Below are 21,869 nucleotides of genomic sequence, written 5' to 3'. Positions count from 1 at the left end.
CGAATCGAATGAACCGCTGCTACCGCCTCTCGCTGTTGACCGCCGCCCTCTGCGCCGCGCTGCCGCTGCATGCCAGTGAAGCCGACCCCGTCACGGGCGACCGTTCGCCCACCGACCTGGCCGGTGTCCGTGTGCAGGCGCGCAAGCCCGCCGCCGCGATCCCGCCGTCGAGCAGCTTCGGCAGCAGTGACTGGAAGAGCACGCCGGCCTCGGTGAACGTACTGGACAGCGCCTTCCTGGACCGCCTGCAGGTGCGCACGCTGTCGGAGCTGGCCCGCCACGATGCGTCGCTGGGCGACAGCTACGCACCGGTCGGCTACTACCACAACATCGCCATCCGCGGCTTCGCGCTGGACCCGGCCACCGGCTACCGTTTCAACGGGCTGTCCATCGCCGGTGAACAGCGGCTGGCGCTGGAGAACGTGCAGCAGGTGGAAATCCTCAAGGGCGAAGCCGGCCTGGCCGCCGGCGTGATGGCCCCCGGCGGGATCATCAACTATGTCGGCAAGCGCCCGGCCGAGGTCACCACCGTCACCCTGGGCACCGACTCGGAAGGGTCGCGCTATGCGGCGGTGGACGTGGGCCGCTGGCTGACGCCGCGGTTCGGCCTGCGCTTCAATGCCGCCTGGGATGACAGCGCGTCCTACATCGACCACGCCGACGGCCGCCGCAACTTCTATTCGCTGGCGGCTGACTGGCTGATCGGCGAACACGGCAAGCTGGAAGTGGACGCCAACTACCAGACCAGCGCGCAGCGCTCGGCGTCCGGCTACCAGCTGCTGGGCGGCAGCGCACTGCCGCGCGGGGTGGACCGCAGCCGCATGCTCGGCCACCAGCCATGGCAGCAGCCGGTGGGCATCGACAGCACCAACGTCACGGCACTGCACACCTACGATTTCAGCCCGGACTGGCAGTCGCGCGTGTCGCTCGGCCACAGCCGTTCGGTGATCGACGACAACGTCGCGTTCGCCTACGGCTGCTACTACGCCGCCGAATGCGCCGATGGCAGCGTGCCGGGCAACTACTTCGCGCCCAATGGCGATTACGACATCTACGACTACCGAAGCCCCGACGACACCCGCCGCAACGACGAGCTGCGCGCGGAGCTGCGCGGACGCTTCGCCACCGGCGCGGTCACGCACCAACTCTCTGTCGGGCTGAGCGCGTTCCACCGCACCGTGGACAAGCGCCAGAACGTCAACGAATACGTGGGCACGTCCAACATCGGCGATGCGCAGGTGCCGGTGTTCGACCCCTCGCCGCTGCAGCCGGGCCCGTCCGCGCGCCGCCTGGACAGCTGGCAGCGCGCGCTGTTCGCGCTGGACCGCATGCAGTTTGGCGATGACTGGCAGTGGCTGGCCGGCGGCCGCTACGTGCGCCTGGACGAACGCGCCTACGACAAGCGCGGCACGCCCGAACGGCACAGCCGCATGTCCCGGTTCCTGCCGCAGACCGCGCTGGTGTGGTCGGCCACCGGCCAGCTCAACGTCTACGCCAGCTACGTGGAGGGCCTGTCGCTGGGCCAGGAAGCGCCGTTCTGGACCAGCAACGGCAGCACCTTCCTGCCGGCGATGCGCTCGCGCCAGCTCGAAGTGGGCGTGAAGTACGCCGCCGCCGATGCGCTCACGCTGGGCGCGGCGCTGTTCCGCACCACCCAGCCGTTCCAGTACGCCAAGCCGGATGACAGCGACGCGGGCTACACCTTCGTGCAGGAGGGCAAGCAGACCCACACCGGGCTGGAACTCACCGCCAACGGCCAGCTCACCGAACGCCTGGCGCTCACCGCCAGCACCAGCGTGCTGCAGGCGCGCGCGCGCGATGCCGGCACCGCGTTCTACGACGGCCAGCAGCTGGTCAACGTGCCCAAGGTGCGGGCCGCCGTGCATGTGGACTACGCCCTGCCCTTCGCGCCGGGCCTGGACGTGAGCGGCGGCTGGCGTTACGCCTCCTCCAATGCCGCCACCGTGGATGGCAGCGTAAAGGCACCGTCCTACTCGGTGTTCGATGCCGGCGTGCGTTTCCGGCACGCGCTGCGCACGCATCCGGTCACCTGGACCCTGTCGGTGGACAACGTGTTCGACCGTTTCTACTGGCGTGACACCGGCAGCAGCTACGGCGATTACTACCTGTTCGCCGGCGCGCCGCGCCAGGCGCGCCTGTCGGTCACGGTCGGGCTATGAACCCGGCTGTTCTCGAATGGTCGGCGGTGGTGGCCAGCCTGCTGGGCGTGTGGCTGATGGCGCGCCGACGCATGCTCGCCTGGCCGGTGGGGCTGCTGGCGGTGGGCCTGTACGCGGTGGTGTTCATCGAGGCCAGGCTGTACTCGGACACCCTGCTGCAGGTCGCCTTCGGCGGCTTCCTGTTGTACGGCTGGCTGAGCTGGCACCGGCATGCCGAACAGGACGGCGCGATCGTCATTGCGCCGCTGCCGCGCCGCCAGCTGCTGCGTGACCTGGCGGTGGGCATCGTGTTCGGCATCGCCCTCGGCGCGGCCATGCACACCTGGACCAACGCGGCCCTGCCCTGGCTGGACGCGATGCTGGCGGCGTTGAGCCTGGTGGCGCAGTGGTGGCAGGCGAGGCGCCATGTCGCCACGTGGTGGCTGTGGATCGTGGTCGATGTGGTGTACGTGGCCATGTACCTGGCCAAGTCGCTGGATGTCACCGCGGGCCTGTACCTGGTGTTCGTCGGCATGGCGGTGATGGGGCTGCGCGCGTGGACGGCCGCCGGCCATGCAGGGGCGGAACTGAAACCGCGCTAGGCTGCGGCGATGAGCCAGACCCCCGAACTGCTGCGCCGCCTGCTGCAGGCGAAGGACCGGATGGCGGGCTACGGCACCGTGGATGCCGGCTTCCGCGATCCTTCCGGCAACGGCTGGAAGATGATCGAGCGCAGCGCCGGGGCAAGTGCCTGAGCGACGGTCAATCCAGCAGGAACCGCATCGCCTCGGTGCCCAGCGCCGGGTCGGTACTGCCCGGTCGGCCGTCTTCGATGCGTCCGGCCAGGCGCTGGCTTGCACCCGGCTGCTCGATGACCAGGTCGTACCAGCCTGCCGTGGCGGTGCCATCCCAGCCGATGTCCAGCGTCTGCCCGGCCTCGAGCTGCAGCTCGCGTTCGGGCATCTGACCTGCGTAAGCGGCGGCACGGACGCTGACCGCCTGCGGCAGCGCGCCGTGGTTGCGCAGCTGCAGGTGCAGCCTGCCATCGGCGCCGCGCACGCTGGCCTGCACCGGTGACGCGGCGTCGGTGGTGCCCCGGTAGTGGCGGTGGAAGCCATTCGGGCCCAACAGCCACAGGTCGTAGCCGTGTTGCTTGTCCAACGCCCAGGTGTCCTGCAGCGGCGCATCCGGTGCCACCGTGTAGCGGCGCGGGACCGCGTGCAGGCGCAGGCGATCGTAGACCTGCAGCACCGCCGCCGCGCCGTCACTGGCCAGCATCAGCCGCACGCTGGCGTTGGCATCATCCACCTCGATACCCACCTGCGGCCGGTAGGGCAGCGCGCGTGCGGGGCGCACGCCCGGTTCCTGTTGCGCGGGAAGCAGGCCTTCCGGCAGCACCGGCACCGTACGCCCGGGCAGCGCCGCCGCGCGTGCCGCACTGGCGGCGGTGGCCGGCAGCGAGGCGACGAACGGCCGCGCATCGGTCGTGGCGAAATCGAATGCGTTGGTCAGGTCGCCGCACACCGCGCGCCGCCAGGGTGAGAGTTCGGGCGCGGCCACGCCGAAGCGGCGCTCGATCAGGCGGATCACCGAGGTGTGGTCGTACACCTGCGAGTCCACCCAGCCGCCGCGGCTCCACGGCGAAATCACGTACAGCGGAACGCGCGGACCCAGGCCGTACGGACGGCCACGCAGGTCGAGCGGATCGGCCTTCTCGTTGCCCGGCGAGGGGTGTTGGTGATACTCGCCGTCGGTGCGCACCGACGATGCGCCGGCCCAGCCACCGGGCGCGCCGGCGTCGGCGGAGGGCGGGGCCGGGGGTGGCACGTGATCGAAGAAGCCGTCGTTCTCATCGAACATCAGCAGCAACGCGGTGCGGCGCCAGACGGCCGGGTCGGCGGTCAGCGCATCCAGCACGCGCGCCGTGTAGGCCGCCCCCTGCGCAGGACTGGACGGGCCGGGATGCTCGCTGCCGGCGGCGTCGGCGATGATGAAACTCACCTGCGGCAGCTGCCCTTTCAACACGTCCTCGCGCAGCTGCGCCAGGCCGCGCGTGCTGACGCCACGCTCGCGCAGGGCGGGGTCATGGCCAGGTGCGTTCCGCCATGCCTGACGGAACGGTTCAAAGCCGGCCAGCGGGTTGTCGGTGAAGTTGTCGGCCATGTCCTGGTAGATCCGCCAGTCGATCCCCGCCTGCTGCAGGCGTTCGACGTAGGTGGTCCAGGTGTAGGACTCGGGGTTGCCGCCCAGCTCGGGGAAATTGTCGTGTGAGTTGGCCACGGCCGGGCCGCCGCCGCGCGCGTGCGGATCGTTGTGCCCCGTCCACAGGAACAGCCGGTTGGGGTTGGTGCCGGCCTGCATCGCACAGTGGTAGGCGTCGCAGATGGTGAACGCCTCGGCCAGCGCGAACTGGAACGGCATGTCATCGCGGCGGAAGTAGCCCATCGCGTGGTCCTGCTTGGCCGCCGGCCAATGCCCCATGCGCCCGTGGTCCCACGCACGCTGCGCGTCGGGCCAGGTATGCGGGGTGCCCTCGACGCGCATGTAGCCGAAGTGCGCGGCGGTATCCAGCGGGAACGGCGCGATGCCGTGCGTGCCGGCCGCATTGGGTTGCAGCCACACCGAACGGCGCGGTTGCCCGGCCGCCAGCGGCGCGGCCGGCACCACGAAGCGGTCGCCGAAACCCCGCACGCCCGGCAACGTGCCGAAGTAGTGATCGAACGACCGGTTCTCCTGCATGAACACCACGATGTGCTGCAGGTCCTCCAGGCTGCGGCTGCGCGCGTGCGGCGCGATCGACGCCGCACGCGCGATGCTGGGCAACAGCGCGCTGATGCCACCGGCCAGCCCGGCCTGGAGCAGCCGTCGCCGGCCACCATCCACGATCGGCCGGCGGGCATCACTCACAGGTCGACCCGGACCGAGAAGCCAACCGTGCGGGGCGCGCCGATGAAGGCCGAATCGCTGCCATCCACGCCCGCCAGGTAGCGGCGGTCGGTGAGGTTGCTGACCACCAGGTTGGCACCCACGCCCTTCAGCTTCGGCGACAACCCCTGCAGGTCGATACCGATGTTGGCGTTGAACACCGTGGCCGACGGCAGGCGGTTCTCGTTGGAGGCATCGAGATAGCGCTCGCCAAGGTAGCGCGCGGACAGGCCGGCGTTCCAGCTGTCGCCCTGCCAGTCAGCTGATACCACCAGCACGTGCTTCGGCTGGCCGATCACCTGGGCACCATCGACGATGCCCAGCTCGGTGTCGCGGGCGAGGTTGCCGCTGCCCAGGTACTTTGAACGGTTGTAGGTGTAAGCACCGTTGATGCGCCAGCCGTTGTCCCAGCCGTAACCGAGCGCGGCCTCCAGGCCGGTGCTTTCCACGCCACCAAAGTTTTCGTAGACGCCATCGGTTTCGTCCAGGTAGTCGATCCCATCGGCCAGCCGCGCGGGCAGGTAGACGATGCGATTGTCGAACTTGATGTTGTACAGGGTCAGCGAGCCGGTCAAGGGCCAGCGGCTTATGCGCAGGCCGAGTTCGATGTTGTCGGCGGTTTCCGGTTCCACCCGCGAGAAGCGCTGTGCATCGGTCTCGCCGAGCACGCCGGACGGAATGGCAGCGAAGTTCTGCGAGAAGCCGCCGAACAGTTCCAGGCCTTCCACCGGCAGCGTCCAGGTGCCACCGGCGGAAATCAACGGGTCGGACCTGGAATCGGAGCGCACGTTCTCGGCGCTGCCGATCACGCGGTTGCGCTTCTGGTCGACGAAGAACTGCTTGACGCCCAGGCGGGCACTGAACGGACCGAAGCGCGCCACGTCCTCGACGTAGTACATCTGCTCGTCGGTCGTGTAGCGATCCTCGAACTGCACCCAGTACGGCTGGTGATCGAAGCTGATGTCGGTGCCGACGTTGAGCAGGCGGTGCCAGTCGCGGCGCACGCTGCGGTCGAACGTCTCCAGCCACACACCTGCACGCACGGTGTTGTCCACTGCGCCCAGCGTCTGCTTCCATTCCACGTCGGCGGTGACGCCGGCACGGTCGTTGTCGTAGTGCGAATGACGGTAGGACTGCACGCCCTGTACGCCCGGCGCGTAGCAGTTGGGATCGTACTCGGCACTGAAGCCGGCGCGCGGCACGCAGCCGGCACGCAGCTGCGCGGCACTGCCATCGGGGTTGACGAAGTAGAACTGGCCCAGCGCGCTGCCACCGTACACGGTGCTGCCACCGAGGTACTCCGACTCCGGCGCGCCCACGCCGTCGGCGCGTGCCTGCACCAGGTAGGGCGGCAGCCAGTCGCCGCGGCCTTCCATCCTGTGCGCGTAGCCGGTCAGCGAGGCCTTGAAGCCGTTGCCGCTGTCGAACGCGCCGCGCAGGTAGCCGAAGGTGTTCTCGCGCAGCGCCCGCGAGCCAGAGCGGAAGTTCTGGTCCAGGTACGGAATGCCGGTAAGCGTGCCGGTGAGGCCGTCGCGGTCCGGGTTGGTGGCGAACGCCTCGGGGCTGACGCTGGTGTACTCGGGTTCGTCGGCGTCGTTGTACGAGGCATAGCCGCTGAGCGTCCAGCGGTCCAGCTCGGTGACGAACTTCGCCGCCAGGTGGTCGTTGCTGACATGGCCGCTGCCGTCGATCCAGTCGTTGACGCGCGCGGACGACGCGCTGACCCATGCGCGGGTGTTGCCGCCCAGCACGCCGGTGTCGTAGCGCACGTAGTACTTGCGGGCATCGTTGTCGCCACCGCCGACCACCATGCGCAGGCGCTGTTCCAGCAGCGGGTCGCTGGTGAGGAAGTTCAGCGTGCCGCCGAGGGCTTCGTTGGAGCGCGATGAAATATCGGCCGTGCCCTGGCTGACCTCGATGGTCTCCAGGTCCAGCGTGTCGATGTAGCGGTTGGCCAGCGAGCCGCCGCCATAGCCGGAACCGCCATTGGGCAGGCCGTCGATGGTGGTGCCGATCTGCTGCGTATCGCGGTTGGTCACGAAGCCGCGCATGCTGATCTGCGTGCCCCACACCGACGAACCGGTGGCGTCGGCTTCACTCACCACCACGCCGGGCAGTTCATTGAGTGCGTTGTTGACGCTGCCCAGGATCTGCTGGCGGTTGAGCGTTTCCTGGCTGACGGTGGTCTTGGCGAAGCTGGTGGCCTGGCCGATGACCTGTACCTGGTCCAGGGTGCGCGCGTCGTCGGCCGGGGCCGGTTCGGCGGCCATGGCCTGTACGGTGGCGGTGAGCATCAGGGCAAGCAGGGAGACGCGGGGATAACGGCCAGTAGGCATCGGTGATGTGCGCGGCAGTGGGGTCGGCCGGCAGTATTGGCAGCTGCGGTTACGTCGCCATGACATCGCTTCGACGCGAGCGGTACGCTGCGGTCGCCCGACGGGTGCGCCGGGGACGCCCGACGGGGTAGAGCGGACTGTTAGTCCGCTGCCGTTCGCGCGATGACGAACGTGGTCGCGTAGGGCAGCGGACTAACAGTCCGCTCTACCCCGTCGTGTTGGTTTGTCGTGTTTTTTCGTCGTGTTGGTTCGTCGTCTCGTTCGGTCAATGTGCGCCGTGCGTGGAACGGCGGCGGAACTTGCGCGACATCCACTCGCCCAGGTCGTCCATTACCGTGAACGCGGCCGGGATCACGATCAGGCTCAGCAGCGTGGAGGTGATCAGGCCGCCGATCACGGCAATCGCCATCGGTGCGCGGAAGCTGGAGTCGCCCGCGAAGCCCAACGCGATCGGCATCATGCCCGCCCCCATCGCCAGCGTGGTCATGACGATCGGCTGGGCGCGTTTGCGGCAGGCGTCGATCAGCGCGTCGTGCTGGCTCATGCCATGTTCGTCTTCGGCCATCACCGCGTAGTCCACCAGCAGGATCGAGTTCTTGGTCGCGATGCCGATCAGCATCAGCAACCCGATCAACGCCGGCAGCGAAAGCATGTTCTGGGTGATCAGCAGCGCACCGAACGCACCGCCCGCACACAGCGGCACCGCCGCCAGGATGGTGACCGGCATCAGCGCGTGGTTGAACAGCAGCAGCAGCACCATGTAGATGCAGATCAAACCGGCGGCCATCGCCAGCATGAAGCCGATGAACAGCTCCACGAACACTTCCGCGTCGCCGGTATTGAGGAAGGTCACGCCCGGCGGCAGCTGCTTCACGCTGGGCAGAGCCTGTACCTCGGTCATCACATCGCCCAGTGGGCGACCGTTGAGCTCGGCGGTGAGGGTCACGTTGCGCTGGCGCTGGTAGCGCGAGATCTGCGAGGGACCGCTGCCCTGCTGGATATCGGCGACGGCGGCGAGCGGTACCGGCCCGTTGCGGCCCGGTACGCGCAGCTGGCCGATCAGCGCCGGGTTGGCCAGCGTGGCCTCGGCGAATCCGACCCGGATCGGCACCTGGCGGTCGGGCAGGTTGAGCTTGGCCAGGCGCTGTTCGTAATCGCCGGCGGTGGCGATGCGGGCGGCTTCGGCGATGTCCTGCGTGGCCACGCCAAGGTCCGCCGCACGCGCCGGATGCGGCACGATCTGCACTTCCGGGCGCAGCAGCGAGGCCGTGGAGGTCACGCTGCCCAGCCCCTGGATGCCGCGCAGGTCGCGCTCCAACGCCGTGGACGCTTCCTGCAGGCGCTGCGGATCATCGCCGGACAGCACCAGCTGCAGCAGGTTGCCCGGCTCGGAGCTGACATAGCTCACGCGCACGCCGGGCAGGTTGGCCAGGCGTGCGCGCGCATCGCGTTCCAGCGCGCGCTGGTCGCGGTCGCGGTCATCGGCCACGCCCCAATCCAGGATCAGCGTCGCCTTGCGCGGTTCGCCCACGCCGGTGGCGCTGGGGTCGCCCAGGTCGAGCACGGCGCCGACGGCGGTGTAGACCTGCTTCAGCTCGGGCATGTCCTTGAGCAGCGCACGCGCACGTTCGGCCACCGCCACGGTTTCCTGCAGGCGGGTGCCCGGTGGAAGCTCCAGATTGAGGTTGCTGCGGCCCAGGTCGGACTGCGGAATGAAGGTGGCCGGGATCAACGGGACCAGCGCCAGCGACCCTACGAACATGGCGAAGGCCAGCCACAGGGTCCAGCCCCGGTGGCGCAGTGCTTTGTCCACCCAGCCCAGGTACCAGCCCATCAACTTCGATTCGGGCTTCTCCTCACCATGCGGCTTGAGCAGGTAGGCGGCCATCATCGGGGTGAGCAGGCGCGCCACCAGCAACGAGAACAGCACCGCAGTTGCAGCGGTCCAGCCGAACTCGCGGAAGAACTTGCCGGCGATGCCGGGCATGAACGCCACCGGCACGAACACGGCGGCCAGGGTCAGCGAGGTGGCGATCACCGCGTTGCCGATTTCGCCGGCGGCTTCGCGTGCGGCCTCCAGCGGTGGCTTGCCCATGCGCAGGTGGCGCACGATGTTCTCGATTTCCACGATCGCGTCATCCACCAGGATGCCGACCACCACCGACAGCGCCAGCAGGGTGATGATGTTGAGCGTGAAACCGAAGAAGTACATCACCGCGAAGGTGGGAATGATCGACAGCGGCAGCGCCAGCGCCGATACCCACGTCGCCCGCCAGTCACGCAGGAACAGCCACACCACCAGCAGGGCCAGCAGCGCGCCCTCCCAGAGCATGGTCATCGACGAGTCGTAGGAGCGGTGGGTTTCGTCGATGGCAGTGGTGACCAGGCGGAAATCGATGCCCGGGTGCGCGGCCTTGAGCTGGTCCAGCGCGGCATGCACGCCGGCTTCCACCTTGACCTCGCTGGAACCACGCGTGCGCGACATCGAGAAGGCCACCACCTTCTCGCCGTCCAGCAGGGCCGCCTCGGTCGGGTCGGCGGCGCCATCGGTGACAGTGGCCAGCGTGGACAGGCGCACCGCACGCCCGTCCGGCAGTGCGATGGAATAGTCACGCAGGGCCTGCGCGTCCCCCACGGTGCCCAGGGTACGGATGGTCTGCTGTGCGCCTTCGATCTCGGCCTTGCCACCGGCGCGCTCGACCTGGATGCGCGCCAGCTGCTGCGATACGTCGCCAGCGGTGATGCCCATCGCGATCAATGCATTGGGGTCCAGGTCAACCCGCACCTGGCGCTGCACGCCGCCCACGCGGGTGACCCGCGCCACGCCCGATACGCCATACATGGCGCGCGAGATGTCGCGGTCGACGAACCAGCTGGCTTCGTCGGGCGTCATGTGCGGCGCGACCAGGGCGTAGGTCATCAGCGAGCCACCGATGTCCACCTTGGAGATCACCGGTTCCTGGATGTCCTGCGGCAGATCGGTGCGGATGCGGGTGACCGCGTCGCGGGTGTCATCCAGCGCGGTGGCCAGGTCGGCCTCCAGCTGGAATTCGATGGTAGTGGTGCTGACGCCTTCGCTGACCGAGGAGATCACGCGCTTGACGTTGTTCACCGTCGCCACCGAGTCCTCGACCTTGCGGGTGACCTCGGCCTCCAGCTGGCTGGGCGAGGCGCCCGGCTGGGTGACGGTCACGGTGGTCATCGGGAAGGCGATGTCGGGGAAGCGCGCCACGGGCAGCTGGTAGAAGCCCCACAAGCCGGCCACGCACAACACGAAGAAGATCAGCAGCGCCGGCAGCGGGCGCTTGATGGCCCAGGCGGAGATATTCATTTGGCGGTCGCCTTGGCGTCGGCCACCACGCGGACGCGGTCGCCCTCACCCAGGAAGCCGGCACCTTCCACCACCACCCGGTCGCCCACCTTCAGGCCTTCCAGGATCGCGGTGCGCCCCTGCACGGCCTGGCCGGTGCGCACGCGCAGGCGCGCGGCCTGCTGCGTGTCGTTCACGGTGAACACATAGCTGTGGCCGTCGCGCTGCACGATCGCGGCGGTCGGAATGGTCAGCGCCGGGCCCTCGCCGGTGACGATGCGGCCTTCGATGTACATGCCGGGCTTGAGCGTGCCCGGCTCCGGCAGGTCGGCGTAGATCGTCCCGGTGCGGGTCTGCGCGTCGACGCCCGGGGTCACTGCGCGGATACGGCCGTTGACCACCGCATCGGCGTGCGGCAGCTCCACCGTGTTGCCCACGGCCACGCCGGTGAGCTGGTCTTCGGGCAGCTCGGCGCGCCATTCCAGGCGGCCGTCGCGGATCAGGCGCAGCAGTTCGGTGCCGGCCGAGACAACCTGGCCCGGCTGCACCAGCCGCTTGGAGATCAGGCCGTCGGCCGGGGCGCGCAGGTCGGCGAAATCGCGGCGCAGCTTGGCCGCGTCGCGGGCGGCGCGGGCGGTAGCGGTCTGCGCCTCGGCGTTGATGCGCGACGCGCGCAGCTCATCCAGGCTGCTTTCGCTGATCAGCTGCTGGGCGGCCAGCTTGGCGCTGCGTTCGTAGTTCAGGCGCGCCAGTTCCTGCGACGCCTGTGCCTGCCGCAACGAGGCGTCGGCCTGGGCCAGTTCGCTGTCCAGCGTGCGGTGGTCCAGCTGCAACAGCACCTGGCCCTGCTTGACCCACTGGCCCACGTCCACCGGCAACGCGGTCACGCGCTGGCCGCTGATCTCCACGCCCAGCTGCATTTCCTCGTACGCGGTGACCGGGCCGGAGACCAGCACCGTGCGCGCCATCGGCTGCTGCTGGGCGGTGGCGAGGGAGACAGGCAATGCCGAGGTGGCGGCTGCGTCGGCAGCGGCCTTGTCGTCTTTGTCGCCGCACGCGGTGAGCAGTGCGAGGGTGAGCAGGAGCAGCGAGCTGCGGAGGAGGGGTGCACGCATGGATGAGCTTCCGTGTCGGAACAGCGGGAACAAAGGAAAGGGAAAACGAATCAGGGCGCGCGGGCCAGGCGCAGTGCGATGCCATCGAGCATCAGCCCCAGGCCCTGCTCGAAGCGCGTGTCGAAATCGACCTCGCTCCAGACATCGCGGGCCGCCCAGCATTGCGGAAAACGTGCCTCGGCCAGGGCCATGAAGACCTCGCCCAGCGCCTCCATGCTGCCGTCGCCGGGCCACGACTGTTCTTCGATGACGAAGCCCATCGCGTAATACACCAGGTCCATCGAGGCGGTGGCGGCAAAGCGCACCGAGGCGCCTGCCCCGACCAGCGCGGCGATGCTGGCTTCGCCCACCCGCAGCACGTTCTCGGTGGCCAGGAAGGTGCCCGCGTAGACCCGCGCGCCATCGCGGCGGGCCTTGAACGCGGTGCGGAACTCGCGGGCGATCTGCAGCAGGGTCTCCCGCCAGGGCTGGCCGTCGGGGATGTGCCGGGCCACGTCCACGATCATGGCGTCGGCCATGGCATCGACCAGCGCCTGCTTGCTCTTGAAGTGCCAGTAGAGCGACGGCGCGCGGATGCCCAGCGTGCAGGCCACCTTGCGCAGGGTCACGCCCTCCATGCCGGCCTCGTCGAGGATCTTGAAGGCGGCACCGACGATGTTGTCCCGGGCGATGGGTTGACGCACTGGGGGCTTCTACCTAACGTTGTTAGGGGCGAATCTAACAGTGTTAGGTTGCACCCTGCAAGTAGCGCCACGCCCTGCGTGGCTGCACTTCGTTCGGGCACGGCGAAGCCACGCAGGGGCGTGGCGCTACTGACGGGGCCCGGCGTCAGCGCCGGCGCTCAGTAGTTGGCGATCTGGATGACCAGGGTGTCGCCTTGAAGCAATGACACGGCGCGCCTCGGCGCGTTGTCGGTACGCATGCAGATCGGGCCATTGCCGTGGAGGCGCCCCATCAGGCGGGGATACGCCTTGGCGGCGTCGTTGCCGTCGATGACCTGTCCGCCGCGTTCGGTGCAGCTCTCCATGAGCGCCTGCGCCTGCGCTGGTTCAAGGCGATAGCCGCGCCGCAGGGGCTTGCCCACTTCGATGCTGCCGCGGGGGTCCAGCTCGATGGTGTTCTCTTTGGGGTGTTCGGTCCAGGCCGGCTTCATGCCGGCCGGCATGTCGAAACCCGCCACGCGTTCGGTCTGCCTGGCGATCTGCTCGCCACGCTTCTTGATGCCGGGATAAAGCATCAGCACGCTCAACACGATCGCGCCGAACATCAGCCAGCGACCCCGCGTCGTTTGCGGAACGACCTCGAACCCATAAAAGTTGAATCGCATCTGCTCATCCGTGAGGTGTACCGGGGTGGGCGCGCATGATCGCGCAGCGCCCCATCCCCTGCCAAGCCTCCCGGCGCACCGCACCACGCATGGCATACTCCGCCGAAACCCCACCCGGCCGCGGGCTGCGCAGTGCGCACCCTGCCCCATTGGTCTGCCTCCATGCCCAGGCTTCCGGTTCGTCATGCATCCGCGCACGTCACGAACAGGAGCCTCGGCGGTTTCTGCCGGCTGTTGCTGCTCGGTCTGCTGATCAGCGCGGGTGCGGTGCCAGCAGCGCATGCGCTCTCGCCCGACCGCGCCCTGACCCAGCTGCGCCACGACCGCTGGACACCCGATGACGGCGCACCGGCACAGATCTTCTCCATCGCGCAGACGACCGACGGTCTGCTCTGGCTGGGCTCAAGGCAGGGCCTGTACCGCTTCGACGGCGTGCGCTTCGAGCGCATCACCCGCATGGGCGACGACCCGCTGATCGAGGAAGACGTGCTGAGCCTGTTGGCCGAGCCCGACGGCTCACTGTGGGTGGGTTACTTCAACGGCGGCATGAGCCGGCTGGGTGGACCGCACCCGGGCCAGTACGCCTACCAGCGCGATGACGTGCCGCTGGGCTCGGTGATGGGCTTTGCGCGCGATGCCGCCAAGCGGCTGTGGGCGATCACGCCGGTATCGCTGGTCTGGCTCGATCCGGCCAGCGATACCTGGAAGACCGCGCAGCCGATGGGCTTCGACGCGGGCTGGCGCCCGGAGCGGATCTTCGCCGACCGCCAGGGCGGAATCTGGGTGGCGTACTCGGAGAACGAGGCGTTCGGCATCGTGCACCTCGCCCCGGGCGCATCGCGCTTCCAACCCACCCCCACGCCGGTCCAGATTCCGTTCTTCGACCAGGCCGCCGACGGCACGCTGTGGGCGGCCGACTATTGGGGGGTGCGGCCGCTGGCACGGGCCGAGCGCGACCGTCGCCATGACCGGGCGACCGTGAGCTGGCTGGACCCGGCGTTCAAAGGCGCAGGCCTGCGCTTCGACCGCGATGGCGGCATGTGGCTCAGCACGGCGGGCGGTATCGCCCGCGTGCGTGACGCCCACGCGTTGCGCGCGCCCGGGGGAGGCGTGGTGGCACCGCAGCCGGAGTACTTCGGACCCGCCCAGGGCCTGACCTCGGAAGTGGTGTGGACGCTGTTCGAGGATCGCGAGGGCAATCTCTGGACCGGCACGGCCAACGGCTTGGACAGGTTCCGCGACAACGCACTGGCGGCGGTCACCCTGCCGCGTCGCGACCAGTCGTTCTCGATGGCGCTCGGCAAGGACGGTCGCCTGTTGGTGGGCAACCCGGACCGCGGCCCGCTGTGGGTCACCCCCGACCCGTCGGCGTCAGGGGGCGGGCGCGTGCAGGAACTGGGCGGGTTGGAGATGGAAGGCGTCAGCGCCATGCATCGCGACGCCGGCGGCACGTTGTGGGTGGGCAGCGGCCGCGGATCGCTGTCGCGGGTCGGTGCCAATGGGCTGGAGCGTGTGGCACTGCCGCCGGACCTGGAAGGCGATGGCGTGGTCAACATGATCGCCAGTGATCGCGCCGGGGGGCTGTGGGTGAGCCGGCTCAACGGCGGGCTGCTGCGCCTGTACAACGGCGCATGGGAGGTGCAGAACAGCAAGTACGGCATGCAGCCGGGGGTCACCCCGCGGGCGCTGGCAGAGGATGCGCGCGGACGGATCTGGACTGATGCGGGGCAGACCATCGGCGTGTTCGAACACGGACGCCGCCGCGACCTCAAGGAGGACGGCCCGGGCATCGGCCGCATTGCGGTGCTGCAGAACTACGGCGACACGTTGTGGGCCGGCGGCGCCAGGGGCGTGGCGATGCGCAGCAACGAAACGTTCCACCGCCTGCTGGGGCGTGCGGGTGAGACCTTCGAGCGCACCAGCGGCATCGTGCTGCTGCCCGATGGCGAACTGTGGCTGGGCGGGCGCGGTGGGCTTGCCCGCATTCCCGCGGCGGAGATGGCGCAGTGGCGTCGCGATCCCACCCATGCCGTGGCATTCGAACGGTTCGGCGTACTCGACGGCCTGCGCGGCACGTCGGAGCAGACCGGCGGCGTGCCCTCCGTGCTGAGCGATGCGCAGGGCCGGATCTGGTTCGCCACCAACCGCGGCGTGCACTGGATCGACCCGCGCCACATCACCCGCAACCCGGCCGCTGCGCCCCCCGCTCCGACGCTGCTGGCGGTCAAGGTGGACGACGCACCCGTGCCGCTGTCACCGCACCTGCGCCTGCCGGCCGGCAGCCGTGACCTGCGCGTGGACTACACGGCCCCGGCGCTGCGCATTCCCGAACGGGTGCGGTTCCGCTATCGGCTCGACGGCGTGGACGACGATTGGATGGATGCCGGCACAGAACGGCAGGCGATCTACAGCCGTCTGGCCCCGGGCAGTTACCGGTTCCGGCTGATCGCCAGCGACGATACCGGCGCGTGGTCGGCACAGGAGGCGTCGTTCAACGTCACGGTACTGCCCGCGTTCTGGCAGACCACGTGGTTCGCGCTCGCGCTGGTAGCCGCGGCAGCCGCATTGATCTGGGCGTTCGTGCGCTGGCGGGTATCCGTGGCGCGCCAACGCGTGCAGCGCGTCTACCGCGCGCGGGTGGGCGAACGCGAGCGCATCGCGCGCGACCTGCACGACACCCTGCTGCAGTCGGTGCAGGCGCTGATGCTGCGCATTGAATCCTCGCGCCGTCGGCTGGCGTCGGGCGACACGGCGGCGGCCGATGCGGGCCTGGCACATGCATTGGAGGAGGCGGAGTCGGGCCTGGTGGAGGGCCGCGACCGCATTCGCGCACTGCGCCGCGAGGAGGGTCGTTTCGACGACCTCGAATCGGCCGTGCGCGCACTGCCGGCACAGCTGGAGCTGCCGGCAGAGACCGGCTTTGCGGTCGAAGTGCACGGGAAACCACGGCGCTGGCGCCACCCGGAACTGGGTGAAGTGCAGCGGATCGTGCGCGAGGCGGTCGCCAATGCGCACCGCCACGCCACCCCATCCCGCATTACCGTGCGCATCACCTACGCATTGCTGCGCACGGTCGTCGAGATCGAGGACGACGGCTGCGGTATCGGCGATGACGTGCTTGCGCACGGCGGCAGCGAGGGGCACTGGGGCCTGCCCGGCATGCGCGAGCGCGCCGCGCTCTGCGGCGGCACGCTGCTGGTGCAGCCGCGGCCCGACGGTGGCACGCGGGTACGGCTGCGCCTGCCGCGCTGGCGGGTCACGCGCGGCAGCGACCCGGGCTGACTCGACGGGCGACGACCGCGATGCGGTCAGGGATCGGCACTGAAGGGAATGCGGGCAAGCAGCTCGCGCGTACTCACGATGGCGTGGGCATAGGTGGGGCCGTTGATCTCGTGCGCGGCATGCATGGCGGCCTGGCTGAAGGCGGCCGTGGCATCGCGCACCAGGGTGACGTGGTAGCCCAGTTCGCTGGCGAAACGCGCGGTGGTTTCGATGCAGGTGTTGGCGATCAGGCCAACCACGATCACGTGGCTGATGCCGTGCTGCTTCAGCAGCAGGTCCAGGTCGGTGTTGGCGAAGCCGCTGCCGCCCCAGTGCTCCTTGACGATGATGTCATGCGGCTCCGGCGCGAAGTCGGGGTGCCACTCGCCACCCCAACCGTCGCGCGCGAACACCTGCGCTTCGGAGGCGCCGCATTGATACGGCGTCGGGTGCTGCCACGCATGCAGATCGTCCGGCGTGGACCGGTGGTGCGGCACGATGAACAGTGGCCAGCGCGCGCAATGCACCGCGTCGCGGATGCGGCGCAGATTGGCATGCAGGTCGACGGCGGTCGCCACCTCGACCACTGCCGGCCAGAGTTTGCCGCCGTCGGCGAGGAAGTCGTTGTAGGGGTCGACGAACAGCAGGGCGGTATGCCCCGCAGGATAGGCAGGTGCGCTGGCGCTCATGGTGCGGCGGCTCCCGGGCCGAGGGACGTCCCTTCACGCAGAGTGTCGGCGCACGCCATACGGCTGTCGTGGCGTGTTCCGGCCACGTCGGCGCCCCCCATTCGGGGGCGTCGGCGGCGCCGTCGGTCGCATGGCGGACAAGCACGCGCGCCACGCTTGCGTTGGGCCGCGCCACGATGCACGGTGGTGCCCTGCCCGGGGGCTAGCCATGACCATCCGCATCCTGACCATCGACGATCACCCGCTGATCCGCCAGGGCATCGCGTCCATGCTGGAGGTGGAGCCGGACATGGTCGTCGTGGGCGAAGCGGCCGATGCGCACAGCGGCATGGAACAGTTCCGGCGCCTGCTCCCGGATATCGCACTGGTCGACCTGCAGATGCCCGGCGTGGGTGGCATTGAACTTACCCGCCGCCTGCGCGCGGAGTTCCCACAGGCCCGCGTGGTGATCCTCACCACCTACCGCGGCGATGCCAATGCGCGTGATGCGCTGGCGGCCGGTGCCTGCGGCTACCTGCTGAAGAGCTCGCTGCGCGGTGAGCTCATCGATGCACTGCGCCGCGTGGATCAGGGCAAGCGCTGCCTGTCGGCGGAGATTTCCGAAGAGATCGCCCAGCACGTGGGCGAGGAGGCGCTGACCGCACGTGAGCTCTCGATCCTCTCCGCGCTTGCCCATGGCTGGGAGAACAAGCGCATCGCCAACACACTGGGCATCTCGGCGGAGACGGTCAAATCGCACCTGGCGCGCATCTTCGAGAAGGTCGGCGCGCGCACCCGGACCGAGGCCATCCACATCGCGCTGCGGCGTGGGCTGGTGCGCCTTGAGGGGTGACGCGCGGCGGTGCTAGGGCTTCAGCATGGGCAGAGGCCGCAGCGGATGGCGCAGGCCGTGGCGCAGCGAGAACTGCACCAGGCGCAGATGGAAGCCGAGGCGCGGGAACTGCTTCACGATCCGCGTGAACGCGTCGCCAGGCAGGTTGAAGCGGCGCAGTCCGAGTGACACGTCGATCCAATCGGCACGGCGGAACGCCTCGATGCAGGGGTCCTGGTCGCCCGGCACGTGGGACACCCGATGGTGTTCACTGATCATCGCCAGCACCACGGGCACCAGCTCGGGACGTTGCTGGTCCAGCAGGTACTGCCGCGCCAGTGCTTCGGACGGCGCCAGGTAATCGAAGGTGCCCGCGGTCCAGATGCCGAGGTCGTGGAAGGCCACCGCCACCGACAGCACGTACAGGTCGTGCACGCTGCCGGGCCGCAGGCACCAGGCGAAGTTGGCCACGCGGTAGGCGTGGTTGCGGTAGGGGTGGTAATCCCGGCCAAGCGCCTGCGCATGGTCCTGCAGGATCGTGTCGAGCACCGCCAGCCGGTCAAGCATGCCGTTCTCCCGAACGCACGCCGGCATGGCGCGCTGGGCGAAGGGTAACCCCAGCCGCGCGGTTGGCCGCTGCCGGTCGGGGCATCCGTAGTACCCCCATGTGGGGGTCACTGGCGATCAGGATGCCGACGGGCAGGTACAACGGCCCCCGGATGGGGGAGCGCGTGCGCGCCCGAACGCCCGATGCCGACGCCGCACCTGCATGTGAGGCTGCACCCTCATCCCTTCCCCACGCCCACCGCATCGAGGCCGCCATGAGCTACTTCACCACCGCCGACGGTACCTCCCTCTACTACAAGGACTGGGGCAGCGGTCCGGTTGTGTCTTTCAGCCACGGCTGGCCGCTCAACGCCGATGCGTGGGAGGCGCAGATGTTCTTCCTGGCCAGCAAGGGCTTCCGCTGCATCGCCCACGACCGCCGCGGGCACGGCCGCTCCAGCCAGCCGTGGCACGGCAACGACATGGATACCTATGCCGATGACGTGGCGGCGCTGTTCAACCACTTGGGCGTGGACAAGGTGGCGATGGTCGGCCACTCCACCGGCGGCGGCGAAGTGGCGCGTTACATCGGTCGGCATGGCACCGCGCGCGTCTCGAAAGTGGTGCTGATGGGCGCGGTGCCGCCGATCATGCTCAAGACCGCCGACAACCCCGACGGCCTGCCCATCGAGGTGTTCGACGGCTTCCGCAGCGCCTACCTGGCCGACCGTGCGCAGTTCTTCCTGGAGGTGGCAACGGGACCGTTCTTTGGTTTCAACCGCCCCGGCGCGAAGGTCTCCGAAGGATTGATCCGCGCGTGGTGGACGCAGGGCATGCAGTCCGGCCACAAGAATGCGTACGACTGCATCAAGGCGTTTTCCGAAACCGACTTCACTGCCGACCTGGGCAGGATCGATGTTCCCACCCTGATCATCCACGGCGACGACGACCAGATCGTGCCGATCAAGGCGGCGGCACTGCGCTCGGCCACGCTGGTCAAAGGCGCGCAGCTGAAGATCTATCCCGGCGGTGGCCACAGCCTGGGCGACACCGCCAAGGAGCAGCTCAACCAGGATCTGCTCGCCTTCCTCACCCCCTGAGCGCCCTCCCCCGCGCACTTTTCCGCGCCGGCGTTGTCGGCGCGTGTTTTCTTACCGAGGACCTGCCATGAACGCTCCCCCTGCAGCCCTGCATGCCGTGCCATCCGACCCCCGCGACACCGGGCCGACGCGCAGCGAAGAGTTCATCACCGGCGGTGAGCGCGAGCTGTTCATCCGCAGCTGGCGCCCCACCGGCAAGGTACGCGCAGTGCTGGCGATCGTGCCCGGCTTCAACTCGCACAGCGGTCACTACCAGTGGGCTGCTGCCCAGTTCACGGCGATCGGCCTGGCCGTCTATGCCGTGGACCTGCGCGGGCGTGGCAAGTCCAGTGGCGAACGTTTCCACGTGGAGCACTTCGACGACTACCTGGCCGACGTACAGTCGCTGTTGAACGTGGCGCGTGCGCGCGAGCCGGGCCTGCCGGTGTTCCTGCTCGGGCACAGTGCGGGCGGCGTGATCGCCTCGGCGTACACCCTGTCGCACCAGGACGAACTGGCCGGGCTGATCTGCGAGAGCTACGCGTTCCAGGTACCGGCGCCACCCCTGGTGCTGGCGCTGGTGCGCTGGCTCAGCGGCCCGTTCCCGAAACTGCGCGTGCTGAAGTTGCCCAACAAGGAATTCTCGCGATTGCCCGAGGTGGTGGCCGCGCTCAATGCCGATCCGCTCATTGCCGGCGAGAAGCAGACCGCGCTGACCGTCGCGCAGATGCTGGTGGGCATCGACCGGCTGCGGCGCGGGTTTCCGAGCCTGCGGCTGCCGGTCCTGATCGCGCATGGCACGGCCGACAAGGTCACCGTGCCTGCCGGCAGCCAGCTGTTCAACGACAACGCGGGATCGGCCGACAAGACGTTGCTGCTGTACAAGGATCACGCCCACGACCTGCTCAATGATGCGGGGCGGGAAGGCGTGGTCGGCGACTTCGTGCGGTGGATCGAGCGCCATCTTCCTGCCGACGCTGCATCCCCGTAACCGCATGGAGACTCCAATGAAGCTGCTGCCGCGACCCTTCCGTACCGTTGCCGCCCTGCTGGTGCTGCTGGCGGTGCACGCCACCGCCCAGGCAGCCGACACCACTGCCATCCAGAGCCACACCGCCGATGTGAATGGTGTGACCCTGCACTACCTGAAAGCCGGGCAAGGCACCGAATCGCCGGTGGTGCTGTTGCACGGCTATGCCGAAACCAGCCACATGTGGCGGCCGCTGATGCCGCAGCTTGTCGGGCAGCACGTCGTGATCGCGCCGGACCTGCGCGGCGCCGGCCAATCGTCCAAGCCGGTCGGTGGCTACGACAAGAAGACCTTGGCGCAGGACATCCACGCGCTGGTGAAGTCGCTTGGCTACCCGAAGGTGAAGATCGTCGGCCACGACATCGGCCTGATGGTGGCGTATGCCTACGCGGCGCAGTACCCGGACGAGGTGGAGAGCGTCGTGCTGATGGACGCGTTCCTGCCGGGCGTGGGCGACTGGACCCATGTGTGGCTGCTGCGCGACCTGTGGCATTTCCACTTCTACGGTGAAACGCCGTTGAAGCTGGTCGATGGCCGCGAACGGACGTATTTCGAACACTTCTGGAACGACTTCGCCGCCGACCGCACGCATTCGGTGCCCGAGGCCGACCGCCAGTTCTACGCGTCCGAATATGCGCGTCCCGGCGGCATGCGCGCGGGCTTCGAGTACTTCAAGAACTTCGAGCAGGACGCCAAGGATTTCGCCGGCTTCGCCAAGACCCCGCTGCACATGCCGATGCTGGTGCTCTCCGGCGAGAAGGCCGGTGGCCAGTTCCTGATCGACCAGGCGAAGCTGGTGGATACGAATGTCCAGGGCGTGATCGTCAAGGGCTCCGGCCACTGGCTGATGGAAGAAGCGCCGGAGCAGACCATTCCTGCGCTGGTAGCGTTTCTGGACAAGTGATCGGCAGGGTGGGGAGCGGATCAGCCCTCGAACCATGGGCGATCCGCGCCACATCCGACATCAGGCTCAACGCCTCGCGATGCGCCACGCCCGCCATTCTTTAGGAGACCGCGCCATGAACCGAACCTACGTTCCCATCAACTGCGAGTTCCATGACGTGCTGGAGGCAACGGCCACCGTTGGCCGGCGCGTCGTCATCGTGTTCGACACCGGCGCCGGCCAGCACGAGACCGTCTCTGCATGTATTGCCGATCTGCAGGCGCGCGATGCGGTGGAGTACATGCAGCTGGACGACGGGCGCCTGCTACGGCTGGATGCCATCGTGAGCGTTGACGGTGTACTGCGCAGCCGGTTCGTGGACCTGTCCTGACCCGTCC

The 21,869-nt window shown here is 68.8% G+C and carries 16 protein-coding genes and 1 pseudogene; 9 read left to right on the top strand and 8 right to left on the bottom strand.

All coding sequences use genetic code 11. The features are described 5' to 3' along the window. Positions 1-8: 8 nt before the first annotated feature. From AC3ITN_RS00880 to AC3ITN_RS00870, 3 genes and pseudogenes are all read left to right on the top strand, one after another. Entirely contained in the window at positions 9-2,180 is a 2,172-nt protein-coding gene (locus AC3ITN_RS00880; protein WP_489391739.1) for a TonB-dependent receptor, read from the top strand. Next, entirely contained in the window at positions 2,177-2,761 is a 585-nt protein-coding gene (gene pnuC, locus AC3ITN_RS00875) for a nicotinamide riboside transporter PnuC (protein WP_489391738.1), read from the top strand. Before AC3ITN_RS00880 ends, pnuC begins: the two co-directional genes overlap by 4 nt. Before the next feature lie 69 nt (positions 2,762-2,830). After that, positions 2,831-2,914 (top strand): annotated as a pseudogene (locus AC3ITN_RS00870) (VOC family protein); the annotation flags it as partial. A 7-nt stretch (positions 2,915-2,921) separates the two neighbouring features. Here AC3ITN_RS00870 and AC3ITN_RS00865 read toward each other — a convergent pair. From AC3ITN_RS00865 to AC3ITN_RS00840, 6 genes are all read right to left on the bottom strand, one after another. Then, a complete protein-coding gene (locus tag AC3ITN_RS00865; RefSeq protein WP_489392976.1) occupies positions 2,922-5,045 on the bottom strand; it encodes a phosphocholine-specific phospholipase C in 2,124 nt (707 codons plus the stop codon). 17 nt (positions 5,046-5,062) lie between these two features. Then, positions 5,063-7,486, bottom strand: a complete 2,424-nt coding sequence (locus tag AC3ITN_RS00860; RefSeq protein ID WP_489391737.1) for a TonB-dependent receptor — start codon at positions 7,484-7,486, stop codon at positions 5,063-5,065. 199 nt (positions 7,487-7,685) lie between these two features. Beyond that, positions 7,686-10,751 carry an efflux RND transporter permease subunit gene (locus tag AC3ITN_RS00855; RefSeq protein ID WP_313342195.1) on the bottom strand — a complete coding sequence of 1,022 codons (3,066 nt, stop codon included), beginning with the start codon at positions 10,749-10,751 and terminating at the stop codon, positions 7,686-7,688. Beyond that, positions 10,748-11,845: an efflux RND transporter periplasmic adaptor subunit gene (locus AC3ITN_RS00850; protein ID WP_489391736.1), complete on the bottom strand. Its 1,098-nt coding sequence runs from the start codon at positions 11,843-11,845 to the stop codon at positions 10,748-10,750. Before AC3ITN_RS00850 ends, AC3ITN_RS00855 begins: the two co-directional genes overlap by 4 nt. A gap of 50 nt (positions 11,846-11,895) precedes the next feature. Further along, on the bottom strand, positions 11,896-12,528 hold the full coding sequence (locus AC3ITN_RS00845) for a TetR/AcrR family transcriptional regulator C-terminal domain-containing protein (RefSeq protein ID WP_313342200.1): 633 nt from the start codon (positions 12,526-12,528) through the stop codon (positions 11,896-11,898). A gap of 158 nt (positions 12,529-12,686) precedes the next feature. Then, positions 12,687-13,172 carry a hypothetical protein gene (locus tag AC3ITN_RS00840; protein ID WP_489391735.1) on the bottom strand — a complete coding sequence of 162 codons (486 nt, stop codon included), beginning with the start codon at positions 13,170-13,172 and terminating at the stop codon, positions 12,687-12,689. Positions 13,173-13,406: 234 nt separating this feature from the next. Between AC3ITN_RS00840 and AC3ITN_RS00835 the strand changes: the two genes are divergently transcribed. After that, positions 13,407-16,454, top strand: coding sequence for a sensor histidine kinase (locus AC3ITN_RS00835; RefSeq protein WP_489391734.1), 3,048 nt, complete (start codon positions 13,407-13,409; stop codon positions 16,452-16,454). 26 nt (positions 16,455-16,480) lie between these two features. On the opposite strand, the gene AC3ITN_RS00830 is transcribed toward AC3ITN_RS00835, so the two are convergent. Next, on the bottom strand, positions 16,481-17,122 hold the full coding sequence (locus tag AC3ITN_RS00830; RefSeq protein ID WP_489391733.1) for a cysteine hydrolase family protein: 642 nt from the start codon (positions 17,120-17,122) through the stop codon (positions 16,481-16,483). 208 nt (positions 17,123-17,330) lie between these two features. Between AC3ITN_RS00830 and AC3ITN_RS00825 the strand changes: the two genes are divergently transcribed. Further along, complete coding sequence (locus tag AC3ITN_RS00825) at positions 17,331-17,954, top strand: response regulator (protein ID WP_489391732.1); 624 nt, start codon at positions 17,331-17,333, stop codon at positions 17,952-17,954. 12 nt (positions 17,955-17,966) lie between these two features. Here the strand turns inward: AC3ITN_RS00825 and AC3ITN_RS00820 are convergent, their stop codons facing one another. Next, positions 17,967-18,500: a hypothetical protein gene (locus AC3ITN_RS00820; RefSeq protein WP_489391731.1), complete on the bottom strand. Its 534-nt coding sequence runs from the start codon at positions 18,498-18,500 to the stop codon at positions 17,967-17,969. A gap of 254 nt (positions 18,501-18,754) precedes the next feature. Here AC3ITN_RS00820 and AC3ITN_RS00815 point away from each other — a divergent pair, with 254 nt between their 5' ends. From AC3ITN_RS00815 to AC3ITN_RS00800, 4 genes are all read left to right on the top strand, one after another. Beyond that, a complete protein-coding gene (locus tag AC3ITN_RS00815; RefSeq protein WP_489391730.1) occupies positions 18,755-19,579 on the top strand; it encodes an alpha/beta fold hydrolase in 825 nt (274 codons plus the stop codon). A gap of 67 nt (positions 19,580-19,646) precedes the next feature. After that, positions 19,647-20,549 (top strand): alpha/beta hydrolase, encoded by a 903-nt coding sequence (locus AC3ITN_RS00810; protein ID WP_489391729.1) that lies wholly within the window; start codon positions 19,647-19,649, stop codon positions 20,547-20,549. Positions 20,550-20,565: 16 nt separating this feature from the next. Beyond that, a complete protein-coding gene (locus tag AC3ITN_RS00805; RefSeq protein ID WP_313342218.1) occupies positions 20,566-21,492 on the top strand; it encodes an alpha/beta fold hydrolase in 927 nt (308 codons plus the stop codon). A gap of 115 nt (positions 21,493-21,607) precedes the next feature. Continuing rightward, positions 21,608-21,862, top strand: a complete 255-nt coding sequence (locus tag AC3ITN_RS00800; protein WP_489391728.1) for a hypothetical protein — start codon at positions 21,608-21,610, stop codon at positions 21,860-21,862. Positions 21,863-21,869: the final 7 nt, after the last annotated feature.

This window comes from Stenotrophomonas sp. KH_036_B (assembly GCF_057839485.1).
This window is presented reverse-complemented; position numbering and strand designations above follow the sequence as displayed.